Source organism: Streptomyces sp. NPDC046887, from assembly GCF_040644755.1.
In the GTDB taxonomy this organism is placed as follows: domain Bacteria; phylum Actinomycetota; class Actinomycetes; order Streptomycetales; family Streptomycetaceae; genus Streptomyces; species Streptomyces lichenis.
On the sequence record NZ_JBEYXH010000046.1, the window covers coordinates 33,885 to 55,757 of the forward strand.

At 75.6% G+C, this 21,873-nt stretch carries 15 protein-coding genes and 3 pseudogenes; 11 read left to right on the forward strand and 7 right to left on the reverse strand.

The window, feature by feature from the left end:
• Positions 1–143: 143 nt before the first annotated feature.
• On the reverse strand, positions 144–959 hold the full coding sequence (locus tag ABZ945_RS29565; RefSeq protein ID WP_361275701.1) for a PspA/IM30 family protein: 816 nt from the start codon (positions 957–959) through the stop codon (positions 144–146).
• Positions 960–1,212: 253 nt separating this feature from the next.
• Here ABZ945_RS29565 and ABZ945_RS29570 point away from each other — a divergent pair, with 253 nt between their 5' ends.
• From ABZ945_RS29570 to ABZ945_RS29585, 4 genes are all read left to right on the forward strand, one after another.
• Positions 1,213–1,812: a DUF3043 domain-containing protein gene (locus ABZ945_RS29570; protein WP_361275704.1), complete on the forward strand. Its 600-nt coding sequence runs from the start codon at positions 1,213–1,215 to the stop codon at positions 1,810–1,812.
• A 41-nt stretch (positions 1,813–1,853) separates the two neighbouring features.
• Positions 1,854–2,606, forward strand: coding sequence for a methyltransferase domain-containing protein (locus tag ABZ945_RS29575; protein WP_361275734.1), 753 nt, complete (start codon positions 1,854–1,856; stop codon positions 2,604–2,606).
• Between the two features lie 624 nt (positions 2,607–3,230).
• Positions 3,231–5,060, forward strand: coding sequence for an ABC transporter ATP-binding protein (locus ABZ945_RS29580; protein WP_361275736.1), 1,830 nt, complete (start codon positions 3,231–3,233; stop codon positions 5,058–5,060).
• Between the two features lie 51 nt (positions 5,061–5,111).
• A complete protein-coding gene (locus tag ABZ945_RS29585; RefSeq protein WP_361275706.1) occupies positions 5,112–6,200 on the forward strand; it encodes a trypsin-like peptidase domain-containing protein in 1,089 nt (362 codons plus the stop codon).
• On the opposite strand, the gene ABZ945_RS29590 is transcribed toward ABZ945_RS29585, so the two are convergent.
• Complete coding sequence (locus ABZ945_RS29590; RefSeq protein WP_361275709.1) at positions 6,146–6,781, reverse strand: hypothetical protein; 636 nt, start codon at positions 6,779–6,781, stop codon at positions 6,146–6,148. The two genes, ABZ945_RS29585 and ABZ945_RS29590, sit on opposite strands and share 55 nt — an antisense overlap.
• 144 nt (positions 6,782–6,925) lie before the next feature.
• On the opposite strand from ABZ945_RS29590, the gene ABZ945_RS29595 reads away from it, so the two are divergent.
• A complete protein-coding gene (locus ABZ945_RS29595; RefSeq protein ID WP_361275711.1) occupies positions 6,926–8,488 on the forward strand; it encodes a hypothetical protein in 1,563 nt (520 codons plus the stop codon).
• Positions 8,489–8,573: 85 nt separating this feature from the next.
• Here the strand turns inward: ABZ945_RS29595 and ABZ945_RS29600 are convergent, their stop codons facing one another.
• Positions 8,574–8,798 (reverse strand): hypothetical protein, encoded by a 225-nt coding sequence (locus ABZ945_RS29600; protein ID WP_361275714.1) that lies wholly within the window; start codon positions 8,796–8,798, stop codon positions 8,574–8,576.
• An 81-nt stretch (positions 8,799–8,879) separates the two neighbouring features.
• Here ABZ945_RS29600 and ABZ945_RS29605 point away from each other — a divergent pair, with 81 nt between their 5' ends.
• From ABZ945_RS29605 to ABZ945_RS29620, 4 genes and pseudogenes are all read left to right on the forward strand, one after another.
• The gene (locus ABZ945_RS29605) at positions 8,880–10,079 is read left to right on the forward strand and encodes a bifunctional adenosylcobinamide kinase/adenosylcobinamide-phosphate guanylyltransferase (RefSeq protein ID WP_361275716.1); all 1,200 of its coding nucleotides are present in this window, start codon (positions 8,880–8,882) and stop codon (positions 10,077–10,079) included.
• 86 nt (positions 10,080–10,165) lie between these two features.
• Complete coding sequence (cobT, locus tag ABZ945_RS29610) at positions 10,166–11,293, forward strand: nicotinate-nucleotide--dimethylbenzimidazole phosphoribosyltransferase (RefSeq protein WP_361275718.1); 1,128 nt, start codon at positions 10,166–10,168, stop codon at positions 11,291–11,293.
• Between the two features lie 596 nt (positions 11,294–11,889).
• Positions 11,890–13,650 carry a phosphatidylglycerol lysyltransferase domain-containing protein gene (locus tag ABZ945_RS29615; protein ID WP_361275719.1) on the forward strand — a complete coding sequence of 587 codons (1,761 nt, stop codon included), beginning with the start codon at positions 11,890–11,892 and terminating at the stop codon, positions 13,648–13,650.
• Positions 13,647–14,300, forward strand: a pseudogene (locus ABZ945_RS29620) (hypothetical protein); the annotation flags it as partial. The gene ABZ945_RS29615 and the pseudogene ABZ945_RS29620, both read left to right, overlap by 4 nt.
• Positions 14,301–14,512: 212 nt before the next feature.
• Here the strand turns inward: ABZ945_RS29620 and ABZ945_RS29625 are convergent.
• Positions 14,513–15,250 (reverse strand): annotated as a pseudogene (locus ABZ945_RS29625) (hypothetical protein); the annotation flags it as partial.
• 68 nt (positions 15,251–15,318) lie between these two features.
• On the opposite strand from ABZ945_RS29625, the gene ABZ945_RS29630 reads away from it, so the two are divergent.
• Positions 15,319–16,128, forward strand: a complete 810-nt coding sequence (locus ABZ945_RS29630; protein ID WP_361275722.1) for an adenosylcobinamide-GDP ribazoletransferase — start codon at positions 15,319–15,321, stop codon at positions 16,126–16,128.
• 24 nt (positions 16,129–16,152) lie between these two features.
• Here ABZ945_RS29630 and ABZ945_RS29635 read toward each other — a convergent pair whose 3' ends face one another.
• From ABZ945_RS29635 to ABZ945_RS29645, 3 genes and pseudogenes are all read right to left on the reverse strand, one after another.
• A complete protein-coding gene (locus ABZ945_RS29635) occupies positions 16,153–16,767 on the reverse strand; it encodes a spherulation-specific family 4 protein (protein ID WP_361275725.1) in 615 nt (204 codons plus the stop codon).
• Positions 16,768–17,424: 657 nt separating this feature from the next.
• Positions 17,425–17,688 (reverse strand): annotated as a pseudogene (locus tag ABZ945_RS29640) (DUF3492 domain-containing protein); the annotation flags it as partial.
• 103 nt (positions 17,689–17,791) lie between these two features.
• Complete coding sequence (locus tag ABZ945_RS29645) at positions 17,792–19,810, reverse strand: hypothetical protein (protein ID WP_361275727.1); 2,019 nt, start codon at positions 19,808–19,810, stop codon at positions 17,792–17,794.
• Between the two features lie 401 nt (positions 19,811–20,211).
• Here ABZ945_RS29645 and ABZ945_RS29650 point away from each other — a divergent pair, with 401 nt between their 5' ends.
• Entirely contained in the window at positions 20,212–21,732 is a 1,521-nt protein-coding gene (locus ABZ945_RS29650; protein WP_361275729.1) for a leucyl aminopeptidase, read from the forward strand.
• Positions 21,733–21,873 lie beyond the last annotated feature (141 nt).

Consider the following 21,873-nt stretch of genomic DNA (forward strand, 5'->3'; position numbering starts at 1 on the left):
CTCACGGGCCCTGCTGTCCCACGGCCCTCTCGGATCTCACCGGCCGCATGCGCGCGGCACCCGAGCCGGGCCGGTGGGCGGCCTGCGGGTCGGGTGCCGTGGCGGGTCGGAGTGCGGTGCGGGCCGGGCCCGGGGCGCGGCGGCTACTGCTTGTCGAACCTGGGGGGCCGGTGGTCCTGCTGCGTCCCGTGGGACGGGGCCTGGTCCTGGGCGGCGGCGCCCTGGCCGCCCTCGATGGCCTGCTGCCGGTCGGTGCCGCCGGCCAGCTCGGCCTTCATCCGCTGGAGCTCCAGCTCCACGTCCGTACCGCCGGAGAGCCGGTCCAGCTCGGCCTGGATGTCGTCCTTGGCCAGCCCGGAGTGGTCGTCCAGGGCTCCGGAGGCCAGCAGCTCGTCGATGGCCCCGGCCCGCGCCTGGAGCTGGGCCGTCTTGTCCTCGGCGCGCTGGATGGCGACGCCCACGTCGCTCATCTCGTCGGAGATGCCGGAGAAGGACTCGGCGATCCGGGTCTGCGCCTGGGCGGCGGTGTAGGTGGCCTTGATCGTCTCCTTCTTGGTGCGGAAGGCGTCGACCTTGGCCTGGAGCCGCTGCGCGGCCAGCGTCAGCTTCTCCTCCTCGCCCGCCAGGGTCTGGTGCTGCGTCTCCAGGTCGCTGACCTGCTGCTGGAGCGCGGCCCGCCGGGACAGCGCCTCGCGGGCCAGGTCCTCGCGGCCCAGCGCCAGCGCCTTGCGGCCCTGGTCCTCCAGCTTCGCGGACTGGGTCTGCAGCTGGTTGAGCTGGAGCTCCAGCCGCTTGCGGGAGGTGGCCACGTCGGCGACCCCCCGGCGTACCTTCTGCAGCAGCTCCAGCTGCTTCTGGTACGAGTAGTCGAGCGTCTCGCGCGGGTCCTCGGCCCGGTCAAGAGCCTTGTTGGCCTTCGCGCGGAAGATCATCCCCATACGCTTCATGACACCGCTCATGGGCTGCGCGCGCCCCCTTTTCTGACGGACTCGACACCGGCACTCCAACAGAACCCACAGTACGGGGCCCACATCCATTACCGCACCGTCCGGACCCGGATGCGCTCATCCCCAAGGACGACTGCGCCCCCCGCCGCTCCGGCGCAGGGAGGAGCGCCGCCCCCGACCCGCGGGGGCAGGCGAGGGGGGCGTTGCGCGATCGTTCTCGGGTGGAACTGGGGTACCCGCGGCCGACCCCGTACCCTTGGGCTTTGTGTTCCGTAGCCGTTCGAAGGACGAGAAGGTCTCCGCCGTGAAGGTGCCGGCGGACCTTTCCACGCAGCCCCGCGACCCGCAGGCCCCCAAGGGCCGCCCCACTCCCAAGCGGAGTGAGGCCCAGACCCAGCGCCGCCGTGCGCAGACGAGCGCGCCGCTCGACCGCAAGGAGGCCGCGCGCCGCCAGCGGGATGCCCGCCGGCAGGACATGGCCCGCCAGCGCCAGGCGCTCGCCAGCGGTGACGAGCGGTACCTGCCGGTCCGGGACAAGGGCCCGGTGCGCAAGTTCGTCCGCGACTTCGTGGACTCGCGCTTCTGCGTCGCGGAGTTCTTCCTGCCGATGGCGGTGATCATCCTCATCCTGTCGACGCTCCCCTCGCCGCAGCTGAAGAACATCTCGCTGCTGCTCTGGCTCGGCGTCATCGCCATGATCGTGGTCGACTCGATCGGCATCTGGCTCCGGCTGAAGAAGCAGCTGGCCGCCCGCTTCCCGAACGAGCCGAAGCGCGGCGCCGTCGCGTACGGCCTGATGCGCACCCTGCAGATGCGCCGGCTGCGGCTGCCGAAGCCGCAGGTCAAACGCGGAGAGCGGCCCTGAGCACCCAGGTCTCGGGCTTCGCGGGCGCGTCCGCCGGCCGGCTGGACGGCCTCGGCGGGCTGCGCGCGACCGTGCGCCAGGAGCTGGTGGCCCGCCAGCTCGACGAGCAGATCACCTCCCGGTACCCGGTGGGGCAGCGGCTGCGGATCCTGGACGCCGGGATGGGCCAGGGCACCCAGGCGCTGCGACTGGCCCGGGCGGGCCACACGGTCACCGGCCTGGAGGCCGACGAGGCGCTGCTGCGGGCCGCCCGTGAGGCGCTGGCCGGGGAACCAGCCGGCATCCGCGAGCGGGTGCGGCTGCTCCAGGGCGACGGCAGCGAGACCGGTGTGCACTTCCTGCCGGGCAGCTTCGACGTGGTGCTCTGCCACGGGGTGCTGATGTACGCCGAGGAGCCGGACGCCATCCTGGCCGGGCTGGCCCGGATGCTGGCGCCCGGCGGGCTGCTGTCGCTGCTGGTGCGCAACGGCGACGCGCTGGCGATGCGCCCGGGCACCGGCGGGGACTGGCGCGGGGCCCTCTCCGCGTACGAGTCGGCGACCGATGTGGACCGCTTCGGGCAGCGGGTGCGCGCCGACCGGCTGGCCGAGCTGACGGCGACCCTGGCCGGCATCGCCGCGCCGCTCCAGGCCTGGTACGGGGTGCGGGTCTTCACCGACAACGTGCCCAGCGAGGTCGGGCTGCCCCCGGCCGACGAGCTGGAGCTGCTGCTCGCCGCCGAGGAGCAGGCCGGGCGCACCGAGCCGTACCGCCGGGTGGCCGCGCTGCTCCATGTCTGCGGGGTGCGCGGCTAGCGCGCTGGTTCACCGGGCGTCCGGCCGCGCGGGCGCCGAGCGCGCGTGTCCTGAGCCGAGCTGGGCGTCGCCTTGGCCGAATCCGGCCGCGCGGGCGCCGAGCGCGCCCGGACCCCGGCCGCGCGGGCGGCGGGCCTTAGGCTGCCCGGCATCCCGGGCGCCGGGCGTTCCCGGGCTTCGGCCCCACGCGGGCGGCGGGCCCTCAGGCGCCGCAGGCATCCCGGGCGCCGGGCGCGCCCGGACTGCGACCACTCGGGCGCCGAGGGATCGAGGCCGCCGGCCACTCGGGCGCCGGGTGGGAGCCCATGGCCGCCGGCCGTGCAGGCACCGGTCCGCAGGCCAACGGCCCCTCGGGCGCCCGAGGGGCCGACCGCAGCCACTTGGGCGCCGCTCCGTGGGCCGTCGGCCGTCCGGCCGCGCGGGCGCGGGGCGGCAGGCCGCGGGCCACTCGGGCGCCGGGGGCCGGGGCCGCCCGAGCCGGGCGACTGCCCTTCGGCCCCTCGGGCGCCGGGTGGCGGGCTGTCGTCGGCCCACCGGCGGCCCGGCGGGTGCCTGTGCTCCCCGGGCTCAGGTGGGGGGCGGGGTTTCGCGTCCTCTTCTGATGTGACCATCCCCGATGTGACGATCACTGACTCCGCCGCCGATCCGGGCAAGCCTCCCGCCCCCGTCAAACTGCCCGCGCGCGAGACCTGGCGGGTGCTGTACCGGCACTTCCGGCCGCATCGCTGGGCGGTCGCCCTGGGCACCCTGTTCGCGCTGGTCGGCGCGGTGACCGCGCTGCTCCAGCCGCTCGCGGCGAAGGAGCTGGTGGAGCGGCTGGGCGACGACCGGTCGATCACCGGGATCCTGCTGGTGCTGACCGCCCTGGTGGTGCTCGGCACGGCGATCGAGTCGGTGGGCTCGTACATCCTGGAGCGGACCGCCGAGTCGGTGGTGCTGGCCGCCCGGCAGGGCCTGGTCGGGCGGCTGCTGCGGCTTCGGCTGCCGGAGGTGGAGCGGACCACTCCGGGCGATCTGATGTCCCGGATCACCTCCGACACCACCCTGCTGCGTTCGGTGACCACCGATTCGGTGGTGGCCGCGGTGACCGGTGGGCTGGCCTGTGTCACCACCCTGGTGATGATGGCCGTGCTGGACGCGGTGCTGCTGGGCGTGGTGCTCGGGGTGATCGTGCTGATCGGCGGGGCGATGGCACTGGTGCTGCCGCGGATCTCCGAGGCCACCCGGCGCTCCCAGGAGGCCGTGGCGGAGATATCGAACCGGCTGGAGCGGGTCTTCGGGGCGTTCCGCACGGTGAAGGCGTCCGGCGCGGAGGCGCGGGAGACCGCGGCGGTGGGCGAGGCGGCCGAGGAGGCCTGGCGCCAGGGGCTGCGGTCGGCGCGCTGGCAGGCGGTGGCCGGCTCCTCGGTGGGCCTGGCGGTGCAGGTGTCGTTCCTGGCGGTGCTGGGGATCGGCGGGGCGCGGGTGGCGTCCGGGGCCATCACGGTGGCCGACCTGGTGGCCTTCCTGCTGTATCTGTTCTATCTGACCGACCCGGTGTCCAAGCTGGTGTCGGCCGCCACCGAGTACCAGATGGGCGCGGCGGCGGTGGCCCGGATCGAGGAGGCCCGGCGGCTGGCCGCAGAGGATCTGGAGGGGGCGAGTGCCTCGGGACCGGCGGAGGGCGAGGGGCCGGCCTCGGTGGTCTTCGAGGATGTGGTGTTCCGCTACCGGGACGGGCTGCCGGACGTCCACCGCGGGGTGTCCTTCGAGGTGGCGGGCCCCGGGATGACGGCCTTCGTCGGGCCCTCGGGCGCCGGCAAGACCACGGTGTTCGGGCTGATCGAGCGGTTCCACGAGGTGACCGGCGGCCGGGTGCTGGTGGACGGCCGGGACGTACGGGACTGGGCGCCGACCGCGCTGCGGGCGGCCATCGGCTATGTGGAGCAGGACGCCCCCGTACTGGCCGGGACGCTCCGGGAGAACCTGCTCTTCGCGGCGCCGGAGGCGAGCGAGGACGAGGTCCGCGAGGTGCTGGTCCGGGCCCGGCTGAAGGAGCTGGTGGAGCGGCTGCCGGAGGGGCTGGACACCCCGGTCGGGCACCGCGGCTCGCAGCTGTCCGGCGGTGAGCGGCAGAGAGTGGCGATCGCCCGGGCGCTGCTGCGCAGGCCCCGGCTGCTGCTCCTGGACGAGGCGACCTCGCAGCTGGACGCGGTCAACGAGCTGGCGCTGCGGGACGTGGTGGCGGAGGTGGCGCGGGAGACGACCGTGCTGGTGGTGGCGCACCGGCTGTCCACGGTGACCCTGGCGGACCGGATCGTGGTGATGGACGCGGGCCGGGTACGGGCGGTGGGCACCCATGCGGAGCTGGTGGCCGCCGATCCGCTGTACGGGGAGCTGGCCGCCACCCAGTTCCTGGCGGCGGGAGCGGGCGGGGCGCCGCAGGCCGGGCCCGCGGTGCGCGCCGCCACCTGATCGGGTGCGCAGCGGGCGCCGCCCGGGCGGACGGAACGGGATACTCCGGACATGACTGCCCTACGTACGCTGGTGACCGTGTCCGCCGGGGTCTGCGCGGCGGTGCTGGTGGGCGGCTGCTCGCTGGTCGCTCCCCCGGCACCCCGGCCGCAGGCGCCCGGCCCCGGGGACCGGGTGGTGGCGACGGCCCGGGCGGCGGCGCCCGCCGCCCCGCGCCGGGCGGCCCAGTTGGAGGAGGACTACCGGACCGTCATCCGCGAGGTGCTGCCCTCGGTGGTGCAGATCGACGCCCGGGAGGGGCTGGGCTCCGGGGTGGTCTTCGACGCCAAGGGCAACATCGTCACCAACGCGCATGTGGTCGGCGACGAGAAGTCCTTCCGGGTCACCGTGGCCACCGGAGAGGAGCCGCTGCCCGCACGGCTGGTCTCCAGCTACCCGGAACAGGACCTGGCCGTCATCCGGCTGGAGCGGCCCCCGGCGGGGCTGAAGCCGGCCCGGTTCGGTGACTCCTCGAAGGTGGAGGTCGGGCAGATCGTGCTGGCCATGGGCTCCCCGCTGGGGCTGGCCGGCAGTGTCACCCAGGGCATCGTCTCGGCGACCGACCGCACGGTGAGCGAGAGCCAGTCGGGCGGCGGCACCGGGGCGACCCTCGGCAACATGGTGCAGACCTCGGCCGCGATCAACCCGGGCAACAGCGGCGGCGCGCTGGTGAACCTGAGCGGCGAGATCGTCGGCATCCCGACCCTGGCGGCGGCCGACCCGAGCGTGGGCAGCGCCGCGCCCGGTATCGGCTTCGCCATCCCGGTGTCCATGGTCAAGAACATCGCCGGGCAGATCGTGCGCGACGGCCGGGTCACCGACTCGGGGCGGGCCGCGCTCAACGTCACCGGCCGCACGGTGCTGGACGAGGAGTACCAGCCGGCCGGCGTCGCCGTGGTGGAGGCCGCCCGGGGCGGGGCGGCGGCGGACGCCGGGATGCGCGCGGGCGACATCATCACCAAGGTCGACTCCAAGCCGATCACCACCATGACCTCGCTCCTGGAAGCGCTGGCCGGGAAGCAGCCGGGCGACCGGGTGACGATCGCCTACACCCGGGGCGGCCGGGCGGCCACGGCACGGGTGACGCTCGGGGAGATGTAGGTCGCGGGGGGAGCGCCCCTGCCGGTACGGCGAGGGCAGGGGGCCGCCGCCGGGGGCTCGCCACTGCTCGCCGCTCCCGGAACGGCGGTCAGGGCCTCCAGGGTGCCGAGCGGAATGCCGAGCACGGCGGCGAACCCCCGCAGCAGCTCAGAGTCCAGCTCCCTGACGCCGCGTCCGACCGCGCCGATCGTCGCGGGCGACAGATAGACGCCCGACAGGAGGTACATCACCTTGGCTCCCGACGACCACCCCAGGTTCCGCAGGGCGAGCATCCGTACGAGGAGGGAGCCGCAGCCGGGCGGATAGTCCTCCCAGGGCCGTTCCCGCACCGGCGCCGTCGGGGGCAGGGCGGGCCGGGACAGCGCGACCTCGCGCAACCGCCGCCTCCCGGACGAGGTCAGCGAGAGTGCGCCGCGCACCAGCCGGGGCAGCTCGCGGCCGGCTTCCTCGTCGAACTGCCATCCGTCGTCCGGAACGGAAAGCCCCGCCACGAGGTGGATCTCCTGGCTCCGCATGCCGACCCGCTGGGCGAGACGTGCCAGGAGCACGTCGGGGCCGGGGTGTCTCGGGTTGTCGTCCATCGTCTCCGCCGTATCGATGGGAACGCGCTGGTCTGGTGCTCGTTCTCCCCGGGCCGGCATGCCGCATCCCCTGAGCCGCTGGGCCGTTGTACCAGGACGGCACCGGGGACAGGCCCGGGGCGTGCGGGAAGGGAAGAAGAACCGGTGGAGATCATCGCGCGCGAGCCGGAGGAGCGGCCGCCGGGGCGGCAGTGGGCGGTGCGGCTGGACAGTGCCGGGCGCGGCACCGCGGCCGTCGTGGTCGTCTGCGGCCATCCGTCCTGCCCACCGCAGCGTCTGCCGTCGGCCGCCGAGGGGCGCCGGGCCGCCGCCGAGCATCTGGCCGCCCATCTGCGCTCCGGCGGCGTACCGCGCCCCCGGGCCGCCTGTGTGTGCAGGTCCGAGGAGTGCCGTACACACACCGGCGCCGGTCCTCGCCCACGGGTCGGGGAGGGCGCCTGGCGCTGCGGTGGCCCGGTCGTGCTCGCCGTGCTGACCGACCGGGCCGGGCGGCTGTGGCGGGCCATCGAGTGCTGCGCCCGGTGCGCGGCCGCCACCCCGGGCGCCCGGGTGGCCGCCACCGCGCCGAACACCCCCGCGACGCGGGAGCGCCCCACCGGCGCGGGCGACGAGGAGCGGCCAGGCACCGGCGCTCCGGCGTTCGGGCCGCGGTTCTCGCATCCGCAGGGGGCAGGGGCGGGGGCGGGCCCGGCCGTCGCGCTGCCGTCGCCGCGCCGGGCCGGGCGGTCCGAGCGCCCCCGGCCGGGCGGCAGGATCGGCCAGCGCACCGTGCCGGACGATCTGCACCCGGCCGAGCTGCGCGAGGAGCTGATCGACCTCGGCCGGCGGTACCGCGAGTACCAGCAGCGCACCGAGCCCGACCTCGCCCTCCTGGCCGAACTGCACCGCCGCAAGGCCGCCGCCTTCGCCCACTGGGCCGAGGTCACCCACGACGCCGGGCTGCGGCTGGAGGCCGAACGGGCCGAGCAGGCCGCGGCCACCACCCTCCACCAGCACCGGCACCGCACCGGCCAGGTCGACGGCGAGGAGTCGGGTGTGCAGCGCCTGCTGAGCGCCCCGGGGCAGTGGCGGTACGCACGGGACGTCCTCGGCCATGTCGCCGAGCACCCTCCACTGCCGGGCGCCGAGGCGCGGCTGGTCGCGCTGGTGCTGACCCTGCGCACCGCGCTGACCGGCGTCGGCAACCTCGTCGGCCAGGATCTCACCGCGCTGCCGCTGACCGACCCCGAGCGGCTGGTCGAGGAGCTGACCGGCTCCGGCTGGCTGACCCTGCCCGGCAGCGCCGCCGAACTGCTCGCCTCCCGCCCGGAGACCCCCACCAAAATCACCGTCCCCTCCCTGATGCCGACGGAGGACGACCCCGGCCCGTTCACCTTCGGCCGCAAGACCCGTCCCAAGCTCAGCGGCTGGGCCCAGCGGGTCATCGGCGACAAGAAGCTGCGCAAGGCGAAGACGGCGGCCGAGGTGCGGCTGCTGGCGCTCACCCTGGCCACCTGGGCCGAGGCCGACGGCCGGCTCGGGCCCGAGGGCGGGGGCCTGGACATCGGCCGGCTCGCCGACCGCTGCGCCACCGCCCCGGAGGGGCTGCCGGAGCTGGTGGAGCGGCTGACCGCCGCCGACTGGCTGGCGGAGGCCTCGGTGGCCGACGGCCGCCTCTGCGGACGGCTCAGCGAACGGGTCCTGCCCCTCGGCTGCCCGCCGTACTGAGACAGCTCCTGACACGGCAAGGGCCCGCCCGGTGACGGCGTACGTCCGTCCGCACCACCGGGCGGGCCCTCCGCGCGCCTCCTGGCTACTCCTCCGCGGCGGCCGTCTCGCCGTCCGGGTGGAGGCTCATCGCGTAGATCTTCGTACCGTCCTCGTAGAGCTCGACCTGATCGGCGCCGCCCTCCTGGAGCGCCTTCCAGTACTCACCGATCCAGGATTCCGCGTCGCCCTGGGTGGTGAACTCCTCGGGCTCGACCGCCGGCTGGACCTCCGCCCCGCCCGACCCTTCGAACCGCCACGTCCATGCCATGTGGACCTCCAGATGATCGGTTTCCTGCCCGCAGCGTAGCCGGGCGCGCACCCGCCGCGGGGACACGGGAGGATCATCCCTGTGGATGTGACTCTGCTCGGCACCGGAGCCCCCGAGGGACTGCCCCGCCCCGACTGCCCGTGCGCCGCCTGCGCGGCCGCCCGCGGTCCTGCGGTCCGCGCCGCCACCGCGCTGCTGGTGGACGGCGCGCTGCTGCTGGACCTGACACCCGGGACGGTGCAGGCGGCGGCCCGGGCGGGGCGGTCGCTGGGCGGGGTGCGGCAGGTGCTGCTGACCCATCCGCACGACGGCCCGCCGGTGGAGGTGCCGCCCGGGCTGCCCTCGGCGGGGCGGGTGCCGGACGGCCGGGAGCTGACCCTGATCAGCGGCCACCGGGTGCGGGCGGTGCCGATGGACGCCCCGGGCACCGGATACGAGGTGGCCTCCCCTGAGGGCGCCACCCTGCTGTATCTGCCGCCCGGCGGCGCCCCGGCCGGACTGGGCGGTCCGCGCCGCCCGTACGGGATGGTGCTGGCGGACGTGGTGGGGCGACCGGACGCGCCGGCCCGGCTGCGGGAGGCCGGGGCCATCGGGCCGGAGACGGAGCTCGTCGCCGTACATCTGGACCATGGCGTCCCGCCGGGGGCGGAGCTGGACCGCCGGCTGGCGGCGGCCGGGGCGCGGGCGGTGCCGGACGGCACCACGCTGGCGGTCGGCGCGCGGCCGGGCCCACCGCCGGTGCCGCGGCGCACCCTGGTGACCGGCGGTGCCCGCTCGGGCAAGTCGCTGGAGGCCGAACGCCGGCTGGAGTCCTACCCCGGGGTGGTCTACGTGGCGACCGGCGGCACCCGCGCCGGGGACCCCGAGTGGGCCGACCGGGTCGGCGCCCACCGGGAGCGGCGGCCGTCCTCCTGGCGTACCGAGGAGACCTGCGACCTGGTGCCGCTGCTGGCCGCCGGGGGCCCGCCGCTGCTGGTGGACTGCCTGTCGCTGTGGCTGACCGACGCCATGGACCGGGTGGGCGCCTGGGACGACGAGGTGTGGGAGAAGAGCGGGCGGCGGGAGCTGCGGGAGCGGGTGGGCGAGCTGGTGGCGGCGGTACGGGCCACCCGGCGCACGGTGGTGGCGGTGACCAACGAGACCGGCTCGGGCGTGGTGCCGGCGACCGCGTCGGGGCGGCGGTTCCGGGACGAGCTGGGCCGGCTGAACGCCGCCTTCGCCGGGGAGTGCGAGCAGGTGGTGCTGGTGGTGGCGGGGCAGGCGCTGGTGCTGCGCGGCTGAGGGCCGGGGCCGCGCGCCACAAGCCCTTACCGCCCCCGCCCCGGGGCGGAGTCCGGCGGTCACCGGCGACCGGTACTGTGCGACGAATGAGCAGGCTGAATCTCGACGACTTCTCCGATCTGATCGAGCGCCCCGACGGGGCCGTGCGGCGTGACGCCGAGGACCGCCGGGAGCGGCTGGCGGTGCCGCCGGGGGCGCTGGGCCGCCTGGACGAGCTGGGCGAGTGGCTGACGGCCGCTCAGGGCGCGGTGCCGGTGCGGCCGGTGGAGCGGCCCCGGGTGGTGCTGTTCGCCGGGGACCACCAGGTGGCCTCGCTGGACGTCTCGGGCCGCCCGGCCGGCGGGGCGTACGCGCTGGTGCGCTCGGTGCTGGACGGGGCGAGCCCGCTGGCGGTGCTGGCCCGGCGGATGGACGTCCCGGTGCGGGTGGTGGACGCGGGTCTGGACTGCGACCCCGAACTGCTGCCGGAGGACGTGGTGCGCCGCCGGGTGCGCCGGGGCGGCGGGCGGATCGACATCGAGGACGCGCTGACCCTGGAGGAGGCCGAGCAGGCGGTACGGCTGGGGATGGCCGTCGCCGACGAGGAGGCCGACTCGGGGACGGACCTGGTGGTGCTCGGCGACCTGAGCGTGGGCGGCACCACCGCGGCCGCGGTGCTGATCGCCGCGCTGTGCGGGACGGACGCCTCGGTGGTGACCGGCCGGGGCGGCGCGGGCATCGACGATCTGGCCTGGATGCGCAAGTGCGCGGCGGTCCGGGACGCGCTGCGGCGGGCCCGGCCGGTGCTGGGCGACCAGCTGGAGCTGCTGGCCGCGTCGGGCGGCGCGGACCTGGCGGCGATCACCGGGTTCCTGCTGCAGAGCGCGGTGCGGCGGATGCCGGTGATCCTGGACGGGGTGGTGTCGGCGGCCTGCGCCCTGGTGGCGCAGCGGGCGGCCTTCCGCGCCCCGGACTGGTGGCTGGCCGGGCAGCTGAGCGGGGAGCCGGCGCAGGCCAAGGCGCTGGACCGGATGGCCCTGGAGCCGCTGCTCGACCAGAAGGTGACGGTCGGTGAGGGGGTCGGGGCGCTGCTGGCGCTGCCGCTGGTCCAGGCGGCGGCCGCGTTCGCGGCGGAGCTGCCGGAGCGGGAGCCGGAGCCGGAAGCGGTCCCTGAGGCGGCGGTGGCGCCGGAGGATCCGGGGGCGGTGGAGAAGGCGGAGGCGGGCGAGGGGTGAGCCCGCGCTGCTGACGGCCGTACGGGCAGGGGGCGCGCGAGGGACCATGCCTCGGCCCTGGCGGCCGTACGGGCCGGGGCGCGGCGGGGACTCCCTGGCGGCGACCCCGGGGCCCCGTCCGGACACGCGGGCCGGGGTGCGGCGGGGCTCCCTGCCGGTAGGCCCGGGGCCCCGTCCGGACATACGGGCCGGGGCGCGGCGGGGTCCCCTGGCGGTCACCGGGCGGGGTCCCCTGGCGGCGGCCCCGGGCCCCGTCCGGTGACCGGCACCCGGCCCTGCGGGGGCGCCCACCCCCCGGGCTCCCCGGGCGGCCCTGCGCGAGGGCCCGTTCCCCGGGCGACCCTGCGAGGGTGCCCGCTCCCCTAGGCGACCCTGCGAAGGCGCCCACTCCCCGGGCGACCCTGCGAAGGCGCCCACTCCCCGGGCGGCCCTGCGGAGGCACCCGCTCCCCGGGCTCCCCGGACGGCCCTGCTAGGCGGCCCTGCGAGGGCGCCCACTCCCCCGGACGGCCCTGCTAGAGGTCCCGCTCCCCGCCCGGCCCTGCGGGGGCGCTCGCTCCCCGGGCCGGGCCCCCGAAATCCCCATATCATCCGATCATGGGAGAAGTTCGGCCGACCGTCGCCGAGGCGCCCGGCGGTACGCGGTTCTCGCGGCGCGCGGCCTCGGGTGCCGTCTGGTATCTGCGGGCCGTCGCGTTTCTGAACCTGCTGGGCGCGGTGTGGGTCTCCTTCGGGCAGGACATCCGGCGCCACAACACGGACGAGTTCTTCACCCCGTATCTGCTGGCGGCCGGGTTCTTCTCCGGGGCGTTCGCGGTCTTCCTGGCGATCACCATGCGGCGCCGCAAACGGGCCGCCTGGCTGCTGAACCTGGTGCTCGCCGGGCTGTTCCTGGTGCTGTTCGCGCTGCTGTTGGTCCTGCCCGAGTACCGGGGGCACGCGCAGAACTGGGTCTCGCTGGTGCTCACCGCCGCCTTCCTGGCGGCCCTGCTGGCCGGGCGGCGGGAGTTCTACGCCAAGGGCGACCGCTCCAACGTCCGGCTGGCGGCCGCGGTGGCGGTCGGCGGCCTGGTGCTGGTCTCGCTGGCCGCCACGCTGCTGGTCGCCGCCACCGACACCTCCCGGGCCGGCGGCTTCGGGGCGCGCTGGCGGTACGCGGCCACCCATCTGGTCACCCTCACCCCGGACGACAGCCGCGCCGCCGCCGTGGACACCCCCGGCTGGGTGGACGTCATCATCAACATCCTGGCCGCGCTGCTGCTGATCGCCGTGCTCTACGCGGCCTTCCGCTCCCGGCGGGCGCTGGCCCCGCTGACCGCCGAGGACGAGGCGCGGCTGCGGGAGCTGCTGGCCCGGCACGGCGAGCGGGACTCGCTGGGCTACTTCGCGCTGCGCCGGGAGAAGAGCGTGGTGTGGTCGGCGAGCGGGAAGGCCGCGGTGCCCTACCGGGTGGTGGGCGGGGTGTGTCTGGCCTCCGGTGACCCGATCGGCGACCCGGAGGCCTGGCCCGGGGCGATCGAGCCCTGGCTGCTCCAGGCCCGGGAGCACGGCTGGGTGCCGGCGGTGATGGGGGCGGGCGAGGAGGCCGGCACGGTGTGGGCCCGGCACGGGCTGGACGCGCTGGAGCTGGGCGACGAGGCCATCGTGGAGATCGCCGAGTTCACCCTGGAAGGCCGGGCCATGCGCACGGTCCGCCAGGCCTACAACCGGGTCAGACGGGCCGGGTACGAGGTGCGGATCCGGCGCCATGAGGACGTACCCCCCGAGGAGATGGCGGAGGCGGTGCGGCTGGCCGACGCCTGGCGGGACGGGGCCACCGAGCGCGGCTTCTCGATGGCGCTCGGCCGGCTGGGCGACCCGGCGGACGGGCGGTGTGTACTGCTGGAGTGCGCCGACGCCGAGGGCCGGCCGCGCGCGTTGCTGTCCTTCGTCCCGTGGGGGCCGGGCGGGCTGTCGCTGGACCTGATGCGCCGGGAGCGGGACGCCGACAACGGGCTGACCGAGTTCATGGTGATCGACCTGCTCCAGCGGGCCGGGGAGATGGGGATCACTCAGGTGTCACTCAACTTCGCCATGTTCCGCTCGGTCTTCGAACGTGGTGCGAAGCTGGGGGCGGGCCCCGTGCTCCGGCTGTGGCGGTCCCTCCTCACCTTCTTCTCCCGGTGGTGGCAGATCGAGTCGCTCTACCGTGCCAACGCCAAGTACCGACCGATCTGGGAGCCGCGTTACATGCTGTTCGAGAAGAGTGCCGACCTGCCCCGCATCGGGCTGGCCGCCGCCCGCGCGGAGGGCTTCCTTGAGCTGCCCGGGCTGCCGGCCTGGGCACGCGGCCACCGGCACCTGGAAGGCCGCCGTTGAACGGCAGACGGGCGACGGGGGGCTTTCGCGCCTTCGCGCGCCGGGAGTGGGGGCCGCTGGTCGAGGTGGTGCGCTCGGGGCTGCGGGAGCGGGGGTGGCGGGCGCTGCCCCTGTCGCTCGGGGCGGTGGCGCTGACCGCGCTCTGCCACGCCGTACAGCATCAGGCGTTCGGCGACTGGGGGCACGGGCTGGTGCGGGCCGCCGGGGCGGTACAGGCGCAGGACCCGCTGTGGCTCTCGCTGCTGCGCACCCCCCTGTCGCTGTTCGTCCCGGCGCTGCATCTGCCCGTGTGGGGGGCGCTGGCGCAGGTGCTGCTGGTGTTCGGGCTGGCCGAGCTGACCCTGGGCCGGTGGCGGACGGTGCTGGTGGCGTACGCCGCGACGCTGGCCGGGACGCTGTACGCGCGGCTGGGCATCGCGCTCGGCCCCGGCTCCCCGCTGGGGCTGCCCGCCTCGGACGCCCAGGTGGTGGACACCGGCCCCTCGGCGGCGGTGCTGGGGCTCGCGGTGGTCGTCTGCTGGCGGTTCGGGGCCCGGGTGACCGGCGGTCTGGTGGTACTGGCCATGGTGATCGAGGTGGCCATCCTGCCGAATCTGGCGGGCCGGGAGCATCTGGCCGCCATCGCGGCGGTGAGCGCGGGCTGCGCGGTGGCGGCCCGGCGTCAGCGCCGCCGGTCCTCGCCGGAGGAGGAATCCTCGGGAGGCTCCGATGACGGCTTGCGCCCGGGGCGGGGTGGTTCTTCGGAGCCGGGTGGTTCGGTGGAGCCCGGCGGCTCCCCGGAGGACGGCCCCCGGTGGCTGCCGCCGGAGTCCCCCGGCAGCTCCGACGGCCGCTTGCGCTCGGAGGTCGCGGCGGCCGGCAGCTCGTCGTTGGGGCGGCCGGCCACCAGGTCGCCGAAGCGGCGGCCGATGGCGTCCCAGCGCCGATCGTGGTGGTAGGCGCGCAGCCCCGCCCTGGCGCGGGCGCGCGGGCGGCGGCGGTAGAGCCGGCGGGCCCACCAGGAGCCGGGGCGGGCCAGCCGGACCGCGCCGACCAGGGCGACCAGCGGCACCAGCACCCCGACCACCGCCATCCGGAACTTGCCCTTCGTCAGGGTGGCCAGCACAAAGAGGAAGTTGACCACCACCGTCGACACGAACGAGGCCCGGCCCTGCGCCTGGTCGGCGGTGAGCGAGTCCACGCCCAGCGGTGAGGAGCCGATCAGCAGCAGGAGCAGCAGGGCGGCGGTGAGCGCCACCGCCTCCACGCTCTGCCGGCCCTGCTCGGTCCAGTAGACGTCGTCCAGATGGACGATCAGCGCGAACTCGTCCAGGATCAGCCCCGCGCCGATGCCGAAGAGCACCGCGCAGAACGCGGAGGCGGCCCCGTACTGGCTGGTGGCGACCCCGCCGAAGCCGCCGAGCAGGGCGAGGACGACCCCCGGCACCACATGGTGGATGTGCAGCCCGCCGGGGGTGACGTTGCGGAACGGGCCCCGGCCGGCCCGGATCATCCGGGTGATGGTCCGGGTGACCAGGAAGGTCACCACGAACGAGCCGAGCGCCAGCAGCAGCGGCAGCTTCCCCGGCTCGACGATGTTGCGGTAGAACCAGTGACCCATCCCACCCACTCCCGTACGCCCTGTATCGACCGGTATGGGCAACCTACCGGCCGGGAGCAGCGACTACTGTGCGCGCGGTGACGACTTCCCGTGTCCCCGCCCGTACGCGCACCGACGGCCTGCGGTTCGCCTTCGGCACCCTCACCGTGCTGCCGGTGCGGATCGGCCGCTGGGACCGGACGGCGGCCCGGTCCGGGATGCTCTGGGCGCCGCTCGCCGGGCTGGTGGTGGGGGCCGCCGCGGCGGCGGCCGGCACCGCGCTGCTGCTGGCCGGGGCGGGGGCGCTGCTCGCCGCGGTGGCCTCGGTCGCGGTCCCCGCGGTGCTCACCCGGGGGCTCCATCTGGACGGGCTGGCGGACACCGCCGACGGGCTGGGCAGCGCCAAGCCGGCCGGGGACGCGCTCGCCATCATGAAGCGCTCGGACATCGGCCCGTTCGGGGTGGTCACCCTGCTGCTGGTGCTGCTCGGCCAGGTGGCGGCGCTCTTCCGGCTGTACGGGGAGGGGTGGCTGCCCGGGGCGCTGGGCGCCGTCCTCGCGGCCACCGCCGCCCGTCTGGCGCTCACCTGGGCCGCCCGCACCGCCGTCCCGGCGGCCCGCCCGGAGGGGCTGGGCGCGGTGGTGGCCGGCACCGTCCCGGTGGGCGTCGCGCTGGGCACGGCCGCCCTGGTCACGGCGGCCGCGGCCGGGGCCGGCTGGGCGGCCGGCGGCCCGTACCGGGCGGTGGGCTGCGCCCTCGCGGTGCCCGCCGCCCTGGGCGCGGCCGAGCTGCTGCTGCGGCGGTGCCTGCGGCGGCTGGGCGGGGTGAACGGGGATGTCTTCGGGGCGGTCGCGGAGACGGCGGCGACGGCGGCGCTGCTGGTGCTGACGCTGGGTTAGACCCGGATCCGGGTCAAGGGCCCGTCACAGCTCCAGCTCGTGCGGGAGGGCGGCCCACTCATGGGGCCGGGCGACCGGGACGGCGCAGCGGACCCGGGTGGCGAGGCGGGCGTGCGCGGGGGCCGCGTAGACCAGATGGCAGTGGTGGTCCTCGGCCGCCCGGTCGGGCAGCCCGAGCGCCCGGTAGGTCTCCCAGCTGCCCTCGAAGGTGACCAGCAGATCGGCGGCGGCCGCGTACCCCGGATCGGGCGCGGTGCCGTGGTTGAGCACCACGGTGGCGGCCCCGGCGGCCCGGGCGGCCACCCGCAGCCGCCGGTAGTACGGGATGAGCTCCGCGCTCGCCGCGGCCTGGTCCAGGAAGGCGCCGTCGGCCCCGTACCAGTCGCGGTGGCGCAGCAAGTCGGTGACCACCTCGGCGTGCGGGCGGCGGCCGTAGTCGGTGTCGGCGTAGCCCAGGACCCGTACCCCGGCCATCCGCAGCCGCCCGGCCACCTCGGCGAACGCCGGGTCGCGGAAGGTGCCGGCGCCGCTGGCCGGGTTGACGATCACCCCGTAGAGCCGGGGCGCGGCGGCGATCAGCGCGTCCCACTCGGCGGGGCGGACGGCGGGGTGCTCGTAGTAGGGGACCAGCAGGTCCACGGGGTTCTTCCTTCTTCTTGCAGGTCAGCGGCGGTGGGCGGTGGCCCGGCCGAGCAGGGCGCAGCCGAGGAGGACGAGCAGCAGGGCGGCGGCTCCGGTGGTGTGCGGGCCGGTGGTGAGCGGGTCGCCGGTGCCGGTGGCGAGCGCCGCGGTCTGCGCCCCGGCGGCCGCCAGGCAGACCAGCGCGGCCGGCAGCACCGCCCCGAAGGACTGGAGCAGCAGTGCGGTCCACAGCACGGTACCGAGCAGCAGCAGCGCGGTCAGCCGGGGGCCGGTCGATCCGGCTGTGTCCGGGGCGAGTTGGGCGCCGAGCACGCCGAGCAGAGCCAGCACGGCCAGACAGCCGCCGAGGCAGGCCGCCAGGGCGGCGGTGGTGGAGCGGGCGAAGGCCCTCGGGGTGGTGGCGGCCCGCAGCCCGGCCGGGCCGGCCCGGCGGAAGCGGTGCGGCAGCCACTCGGCGGGGCCCATGGAGAGGGTGAGCGCGGCGGCGGTGGTCAGCCCCAGGGCGGTGGCCTCGGTGCCGGCGGGTGCCCGGCCGGCGGCGAGCAGGTCGCCGACCGCCGCGTACAGCACCAGTCCTCCGGTGCCGAGCCCGAACAGGGCGTACGGCGGACAGCCCGTCAGCCGGGGCGCCACCCCGCTGCGCTGCCGGGCACCGTAACGGCGCCGCTCCCGGCCGGGCAGAGGGGGCAGTCCGCGCGGCTCGGCCGGTCCCCACAGCGGGAGGACGCGGTGCCGGTGGCGGTGGGGCGGCAGCTCCCGGACGACCGGTTCGCGGCCGCTCCCGGTGAGCGCCAGGACCTGGAAGTCCACCTCGGGCATGCCGCGGATCAGGTGGTCGCACCAGGTGCTGACGCCGCCGTGGACGTGCGGGGAGGTGCCTTCGGTGAGCGTGGTGACATGGCGTCCGCTGGACGGCATGGGTGGTTCCCCCCGGTGGTACGGGTCGTGCGTGTTTCTCTCGCGGCGCGGGGCTCCGGTACGGCGGTGGTGGCGCCGTACCGGAGCCCGGGGGCCTCGTCGGTCAGGCGCCGGCGGGCAGCGTCAGGGTGACGGCGGACTGGAGCAGGTCGGGCGAGGTCCAGTCGGAGCGGGTCCCGGCGTAGGCGGTGCCGAACACCGAGCTGCCGAGCAGGGCCCGCTTGCGGGTGCCCTCGGGCGCGGTGACCGGGGCCACGACTCCGCTGGGCGCCTTGACGGTGACGGTGTCGCCGATGCGGTAGGCGGTCACCCTGCCCTCGGCGAGGGCCTTGTCCCAGGCGGCGCGGCGGGAGAACTCGGTGCCCACCTCGCTCTGCCGCGGGTTGACCAGCGGGGTGTTGTCCGCGTACAGCGCCCGGTAGTCGGCCAGCACCTTGTCCAGCACCGGGTAGAGCAGCCGCTCCTCGGCCAGGTTGGACTGGTGGACGTAGTGCGGGCGGGGGTCGTTGGCGACGACATGGCCCAGGGCGATCCGGGCCTCCTGCGGCACGATGTACGCCGCGTAGCCGGTGGCCGGGTCCAGCGGCTCGGCCAGGCAGGTGGAGGTGGCCGGGTTGTCCTCGCAGATCCCGCTGCCGCCGTCGGCGCGCGAGGTGTAGATCCAGTTGTACTCGTCGGTCATCTCGGCGGCGGTGCCCACGTTGTAGTAGACGTTCATCGGGTGCCTGGGCACCGTCCTGGCGTTGCCGACGGCCCGCTGGGCGGAGTCGCGGGAGTTGTCCGAGGCGATCCACTTCACCCCGTTGTCGGCGAGCGCCCCGGCGAGGTTCGGGTTGTCGGCCGGCTGCTGCGGCAGGATCTTCAGCCCGGAGTGCTCACCGGTGACCAGCTCGCCGCGGTCCACCGAGATGCCCTTGCCCACCGCCCAGTTGTGGTTGTCGCGGATCTGGGCGGAGATCTCGGCGCGGGTCACGTACTTCGTGGTGCCGTTGGCGTTGGTGGCGCACCGCCAGGGGACCACGGTGACGTCCTGGACGCAGCCGAGGAAGGGGTGGGTGTAGGTGTGGTTGATCCAGCGGTACCGGGCGCGGTCGGCGAGGAGCTGGGCGGTGAGCGCGTCGGTGCCGCCGTGCTCGCTCTTCCACAGCTCGCCGGAGCCGGCGTTGTAGACCATGTCCAGGGTGAAGCCGCTGGAGCTCTGCCAGGCCGCCGCGTACCGGGCGTCCTCGGCGGTCATCCGGATCTCCGGGACCTCCTCCTCGCCCGGCCCGCCGGCGCAGTCGATGTCCCCGGGGGTGCAGTTGCGCTCGGTGTCCCAGCGGGCGTCCGGCGCGAAGACGTCGTCCACGTGCACCGAGAAGTAGTTGCGGCCGCGGCCCAGGTGGACGCCCTGGGTCAGCCACTCCACGATGCCGCGGGCCAGCACCCGGAACTGCCGCTGGTACTGGTTGTAGGCGAAGGTGACGACCAGTTCGCGCCGCCCGTCCTTGGCGTACTCGCCGATCAGGCTGGCCCGGCCGCCGCCGTCCACCGGGAGGTCGAGGTAGCTGGTGTAGCCCTCCCGGGGCCGCCCGGCGTAGCCGTAGCTCTCGGCGATCTGCGGTGCGTTGTCCTCGAAGACCACCGGTCCGTCGAGATAGCGGAACGGCCCCGCCTTCCCGGCCGCGGTGACGTCCGTGCGCACCCCGTCCAGCACCCCGGAGAAGCCGCCGTCGCTGGTGTAGTCGAGCCCGACGCCCGGGTGCGACCAGGTGTAGGCGTCCACCTGCGGAACGGCGTAGGTCTTCTGGTACGCGGTGAGCGCCGACTGCTCGGCCGCACTGAGCCCGCCGGGCGCCTCGCTCGGCAGCACCACGCCCTGGAACTTGGCACGCGGCCGCCCGTCCACGGTGTCGGCGAGGAACGCCGCGGTGATGGCCGGCCGGCCCTGCTCGCCGAGCTTCACCGTCCTGTACGGCACGCCGGTGCTCTTGAGCTCCGCGGCGATGGCGCCGACCGCGCCGCCGCCGTCGTCGACCACCAGCACGGTGAGGTCGACGCGCGGGGCGGGGGCGGCGGCGACGGCCGAACCCGCCGGAACGGCGCCGGCCAGCAGCGCCGCCGCCAGCAGCGTGCCGGCCATCCGGCCGCCGCGTCCGGCGCCCTGTCTCGCGCCCGGGCGCCCGCCCTGGAACCGAAGTCCCCTTGACTGCATGGGTCATTCCCCCCTCGTCACGCCCTCCGGGCGCGGAGGAGCGCGAGGAGGATCTGTGGAGATGATGCAAAGAGGGAGGTGCGCTCCCCCGGTGATTCCCGGGAGTGTGACGCAGCTCTCATTGGTTGAGCAGGCAAACACCGCGGACGGGCCACGGGCGGGTGAACTGCCGCCCCTGTGAGCGAAAGCCGCACCGCGCGTAGGCTCGTCCCCGGCGCTCCGGGGCCGCCCCGAGGAGCCGTACCACCCCCGCATACGATGCGGCTGGCCCGGTCGGCCCATCCCTCGACCGCCCTCAGTCAACTCAACGGAAGCGAGAAATCACCACCGTGACTGCTCTCACTCTCAGCACCGCCGGCGCGGCGACCCTGCGCGCCGACGCTCTCGTCGTCGGCGTGGCCAAGAGCCCGCAGGGCGGGAAGGAGCTGCTCCTCGCACCCGGCGCCGACGCCGTGGACAGTGCCTTCGACGGGAAGCTCGCCGACGTCCTCGCCACGCTGGGCGCCACCGGCGCCGAGGGCGAGACCACCAAGGTCCCCTCCCCGGCCGGCCTCAAGGCCCCCGTCGTCCTCGCCGTGGGCCTCGGCCCGGCCCCGGAGAAGGACGAGCAGTTCGACCCGGAGAAGCTGCGCCGCGCCGCCGGTAACGCCGCGCGCGCCCTGACCGGCGTCAAGAAGGCCGGCTTCGCCCTGCCGCTCACCGGCCCGGACGACGTGCAGACCGTGGCCGAGGGTGCGCTGCTCGGCGCGTACGCCTTCACCGCGTACCAGGACCGCGGCAAGGACGCCAAGGGCCCCCTCGGCGAGGTCGCCCTGCTCGGCGCGAAGCCCCGGGACAAGTCCTCCAAGGCCGCGGCCGAGCGCGCGATCGCCCTCACCGAGGAGATCAACCGGGCCCGGGACCTGATCAACACCCCGCCCAACGACCTCACCCCCGAGGCCTTCGCCGCGATCGCCACCGCCGCGGGCAAGGAGCACGGCCTGAAGGTCCAGGTCCTGGACGAGAAGGCGCTCACCAAGGGCGGCTACGGCGGCATCCTCGGGGTCGGCGCGGGCTCGGCGAACCCGCCCCGGCTGGTGAAGATCTCCTACACCTCCTCCAAGGCGGCCAAGCACCTGGCCCTCATCGGCAAGGGCATCACCTACGACTCGGGCGGCATCTCGCTCAAGCCGGCCGGCCACAACGAGACCATGAAGTGCGACATGAGCGGCGCGGCGGCGGTCTTCGCGGCGGTCGTCGCGGCGGCGCGGCTCGGGCTGGAGGTCAATGTCACCGGGTGGCTCGCCCTCGCCGAGAACATGCCCTCCGGTACCGCGACCCGCCCCGGTGACGTGCTGCGGATGTACAGCGGCAAGACGGTCGAGGTGCTCAACACCGACGCCGAGGGCCGGCTCGTCCTGGCCGACGCGATCACCCGCGCCTCGGAGGAGGCCCCGGACGCGATCGTGGACGTCGCCACCCTCACCGGCGCGATGGTCCTCGCCCTGGGCAACCGGACCTTCGGCATCATGGCCAACGACGACGCCTTCCGCGCCGCGATCCACGAGATCGCCGAGGAGGTCGGCGAGGCGTCCTGGCCGATGCCGCTCCCGGCCGACCTGCGCAAGGGCATGGACTCCTCCACCGCCGACATCGCCAACATGGGCGAGCGGATGGGCGGCGGCCTGGTGGCCGGGCTCTTCCTGAAGGAGTTCGTCGGCGAGGGCATCACCTGGGCCCACCTCGACATCGCCGGCCCCGCCTTCCACGAGGGCGCGCCCTACGGCTACACCCCCAAGGGCGGCACGGGCTCCTCGGTCCGCACCCTGGTCCGCCTGGCCGAGCGCACGGCAGCGGGCGAGCTGGGCTAGGACGCCGAGGGCTAGAGCGCCCGGCGGCCAGGTCGAGGGGCGCGGGTCCATGGGACAGGAAGGAGGCGGCGACCCAGACGTCCTCCGCCTCCTTCACGTGGGAGTCGACTGGGAGTCGACGGTGGTGTCCGGGGTCCAGGC

Coding starts and splice junctions, on each gene's coding strand:
- ABZ945_RS29590 (WP_361275709.1), bottom strand. CDS start 6,781: ATGGACGACAACCCGAGACACCCCGGCCCCGACGTGCTCCTGGCACGT.
- ABZ945_RS29615 (WP_361275719.1), top strand. CDS start 11,890: ATGGGAGAAGTTCGGCCGACCGTCGCCGAGGCGCCCGGCGGTACGCGG.
- ABZ945_RS29565 (WP_361275701.1), bottom strand. CDS start 959: ATGAGCGGTGTCATGAAGCGTATGGGGATGATCTTCCGCGCGAAGGCC.
- ABZ945_RS29585 (WP_361275706.1), top strand. CDS start 5,112: ATGACTGCCCTACGTACGCTGGTGACCGTGTCCGCCGGGGTCTGCGCG.
- cobT (WP_361275718.1), top strand. CDS start 10,166: ATGAGCAGGCTGAATCTCGACGACTTCTCCGATCTGATCGAGCGCCCC.
- ABZ945_RS29600 (WP_361275714.1), bottom strand. CDS start 8,798: ATGGCATGGACGTGGCGGTTCGAAGGGTCGGGCGGGGCGGAGGTCCAG.
- ABZ945_RS29645 (WP_361275727.1), bottom strand. CDS start 19,810: ATGGCCGGCACGCTGCTGGCGGCGGCGCTGCTGGCCGGCGCCGTTCCG.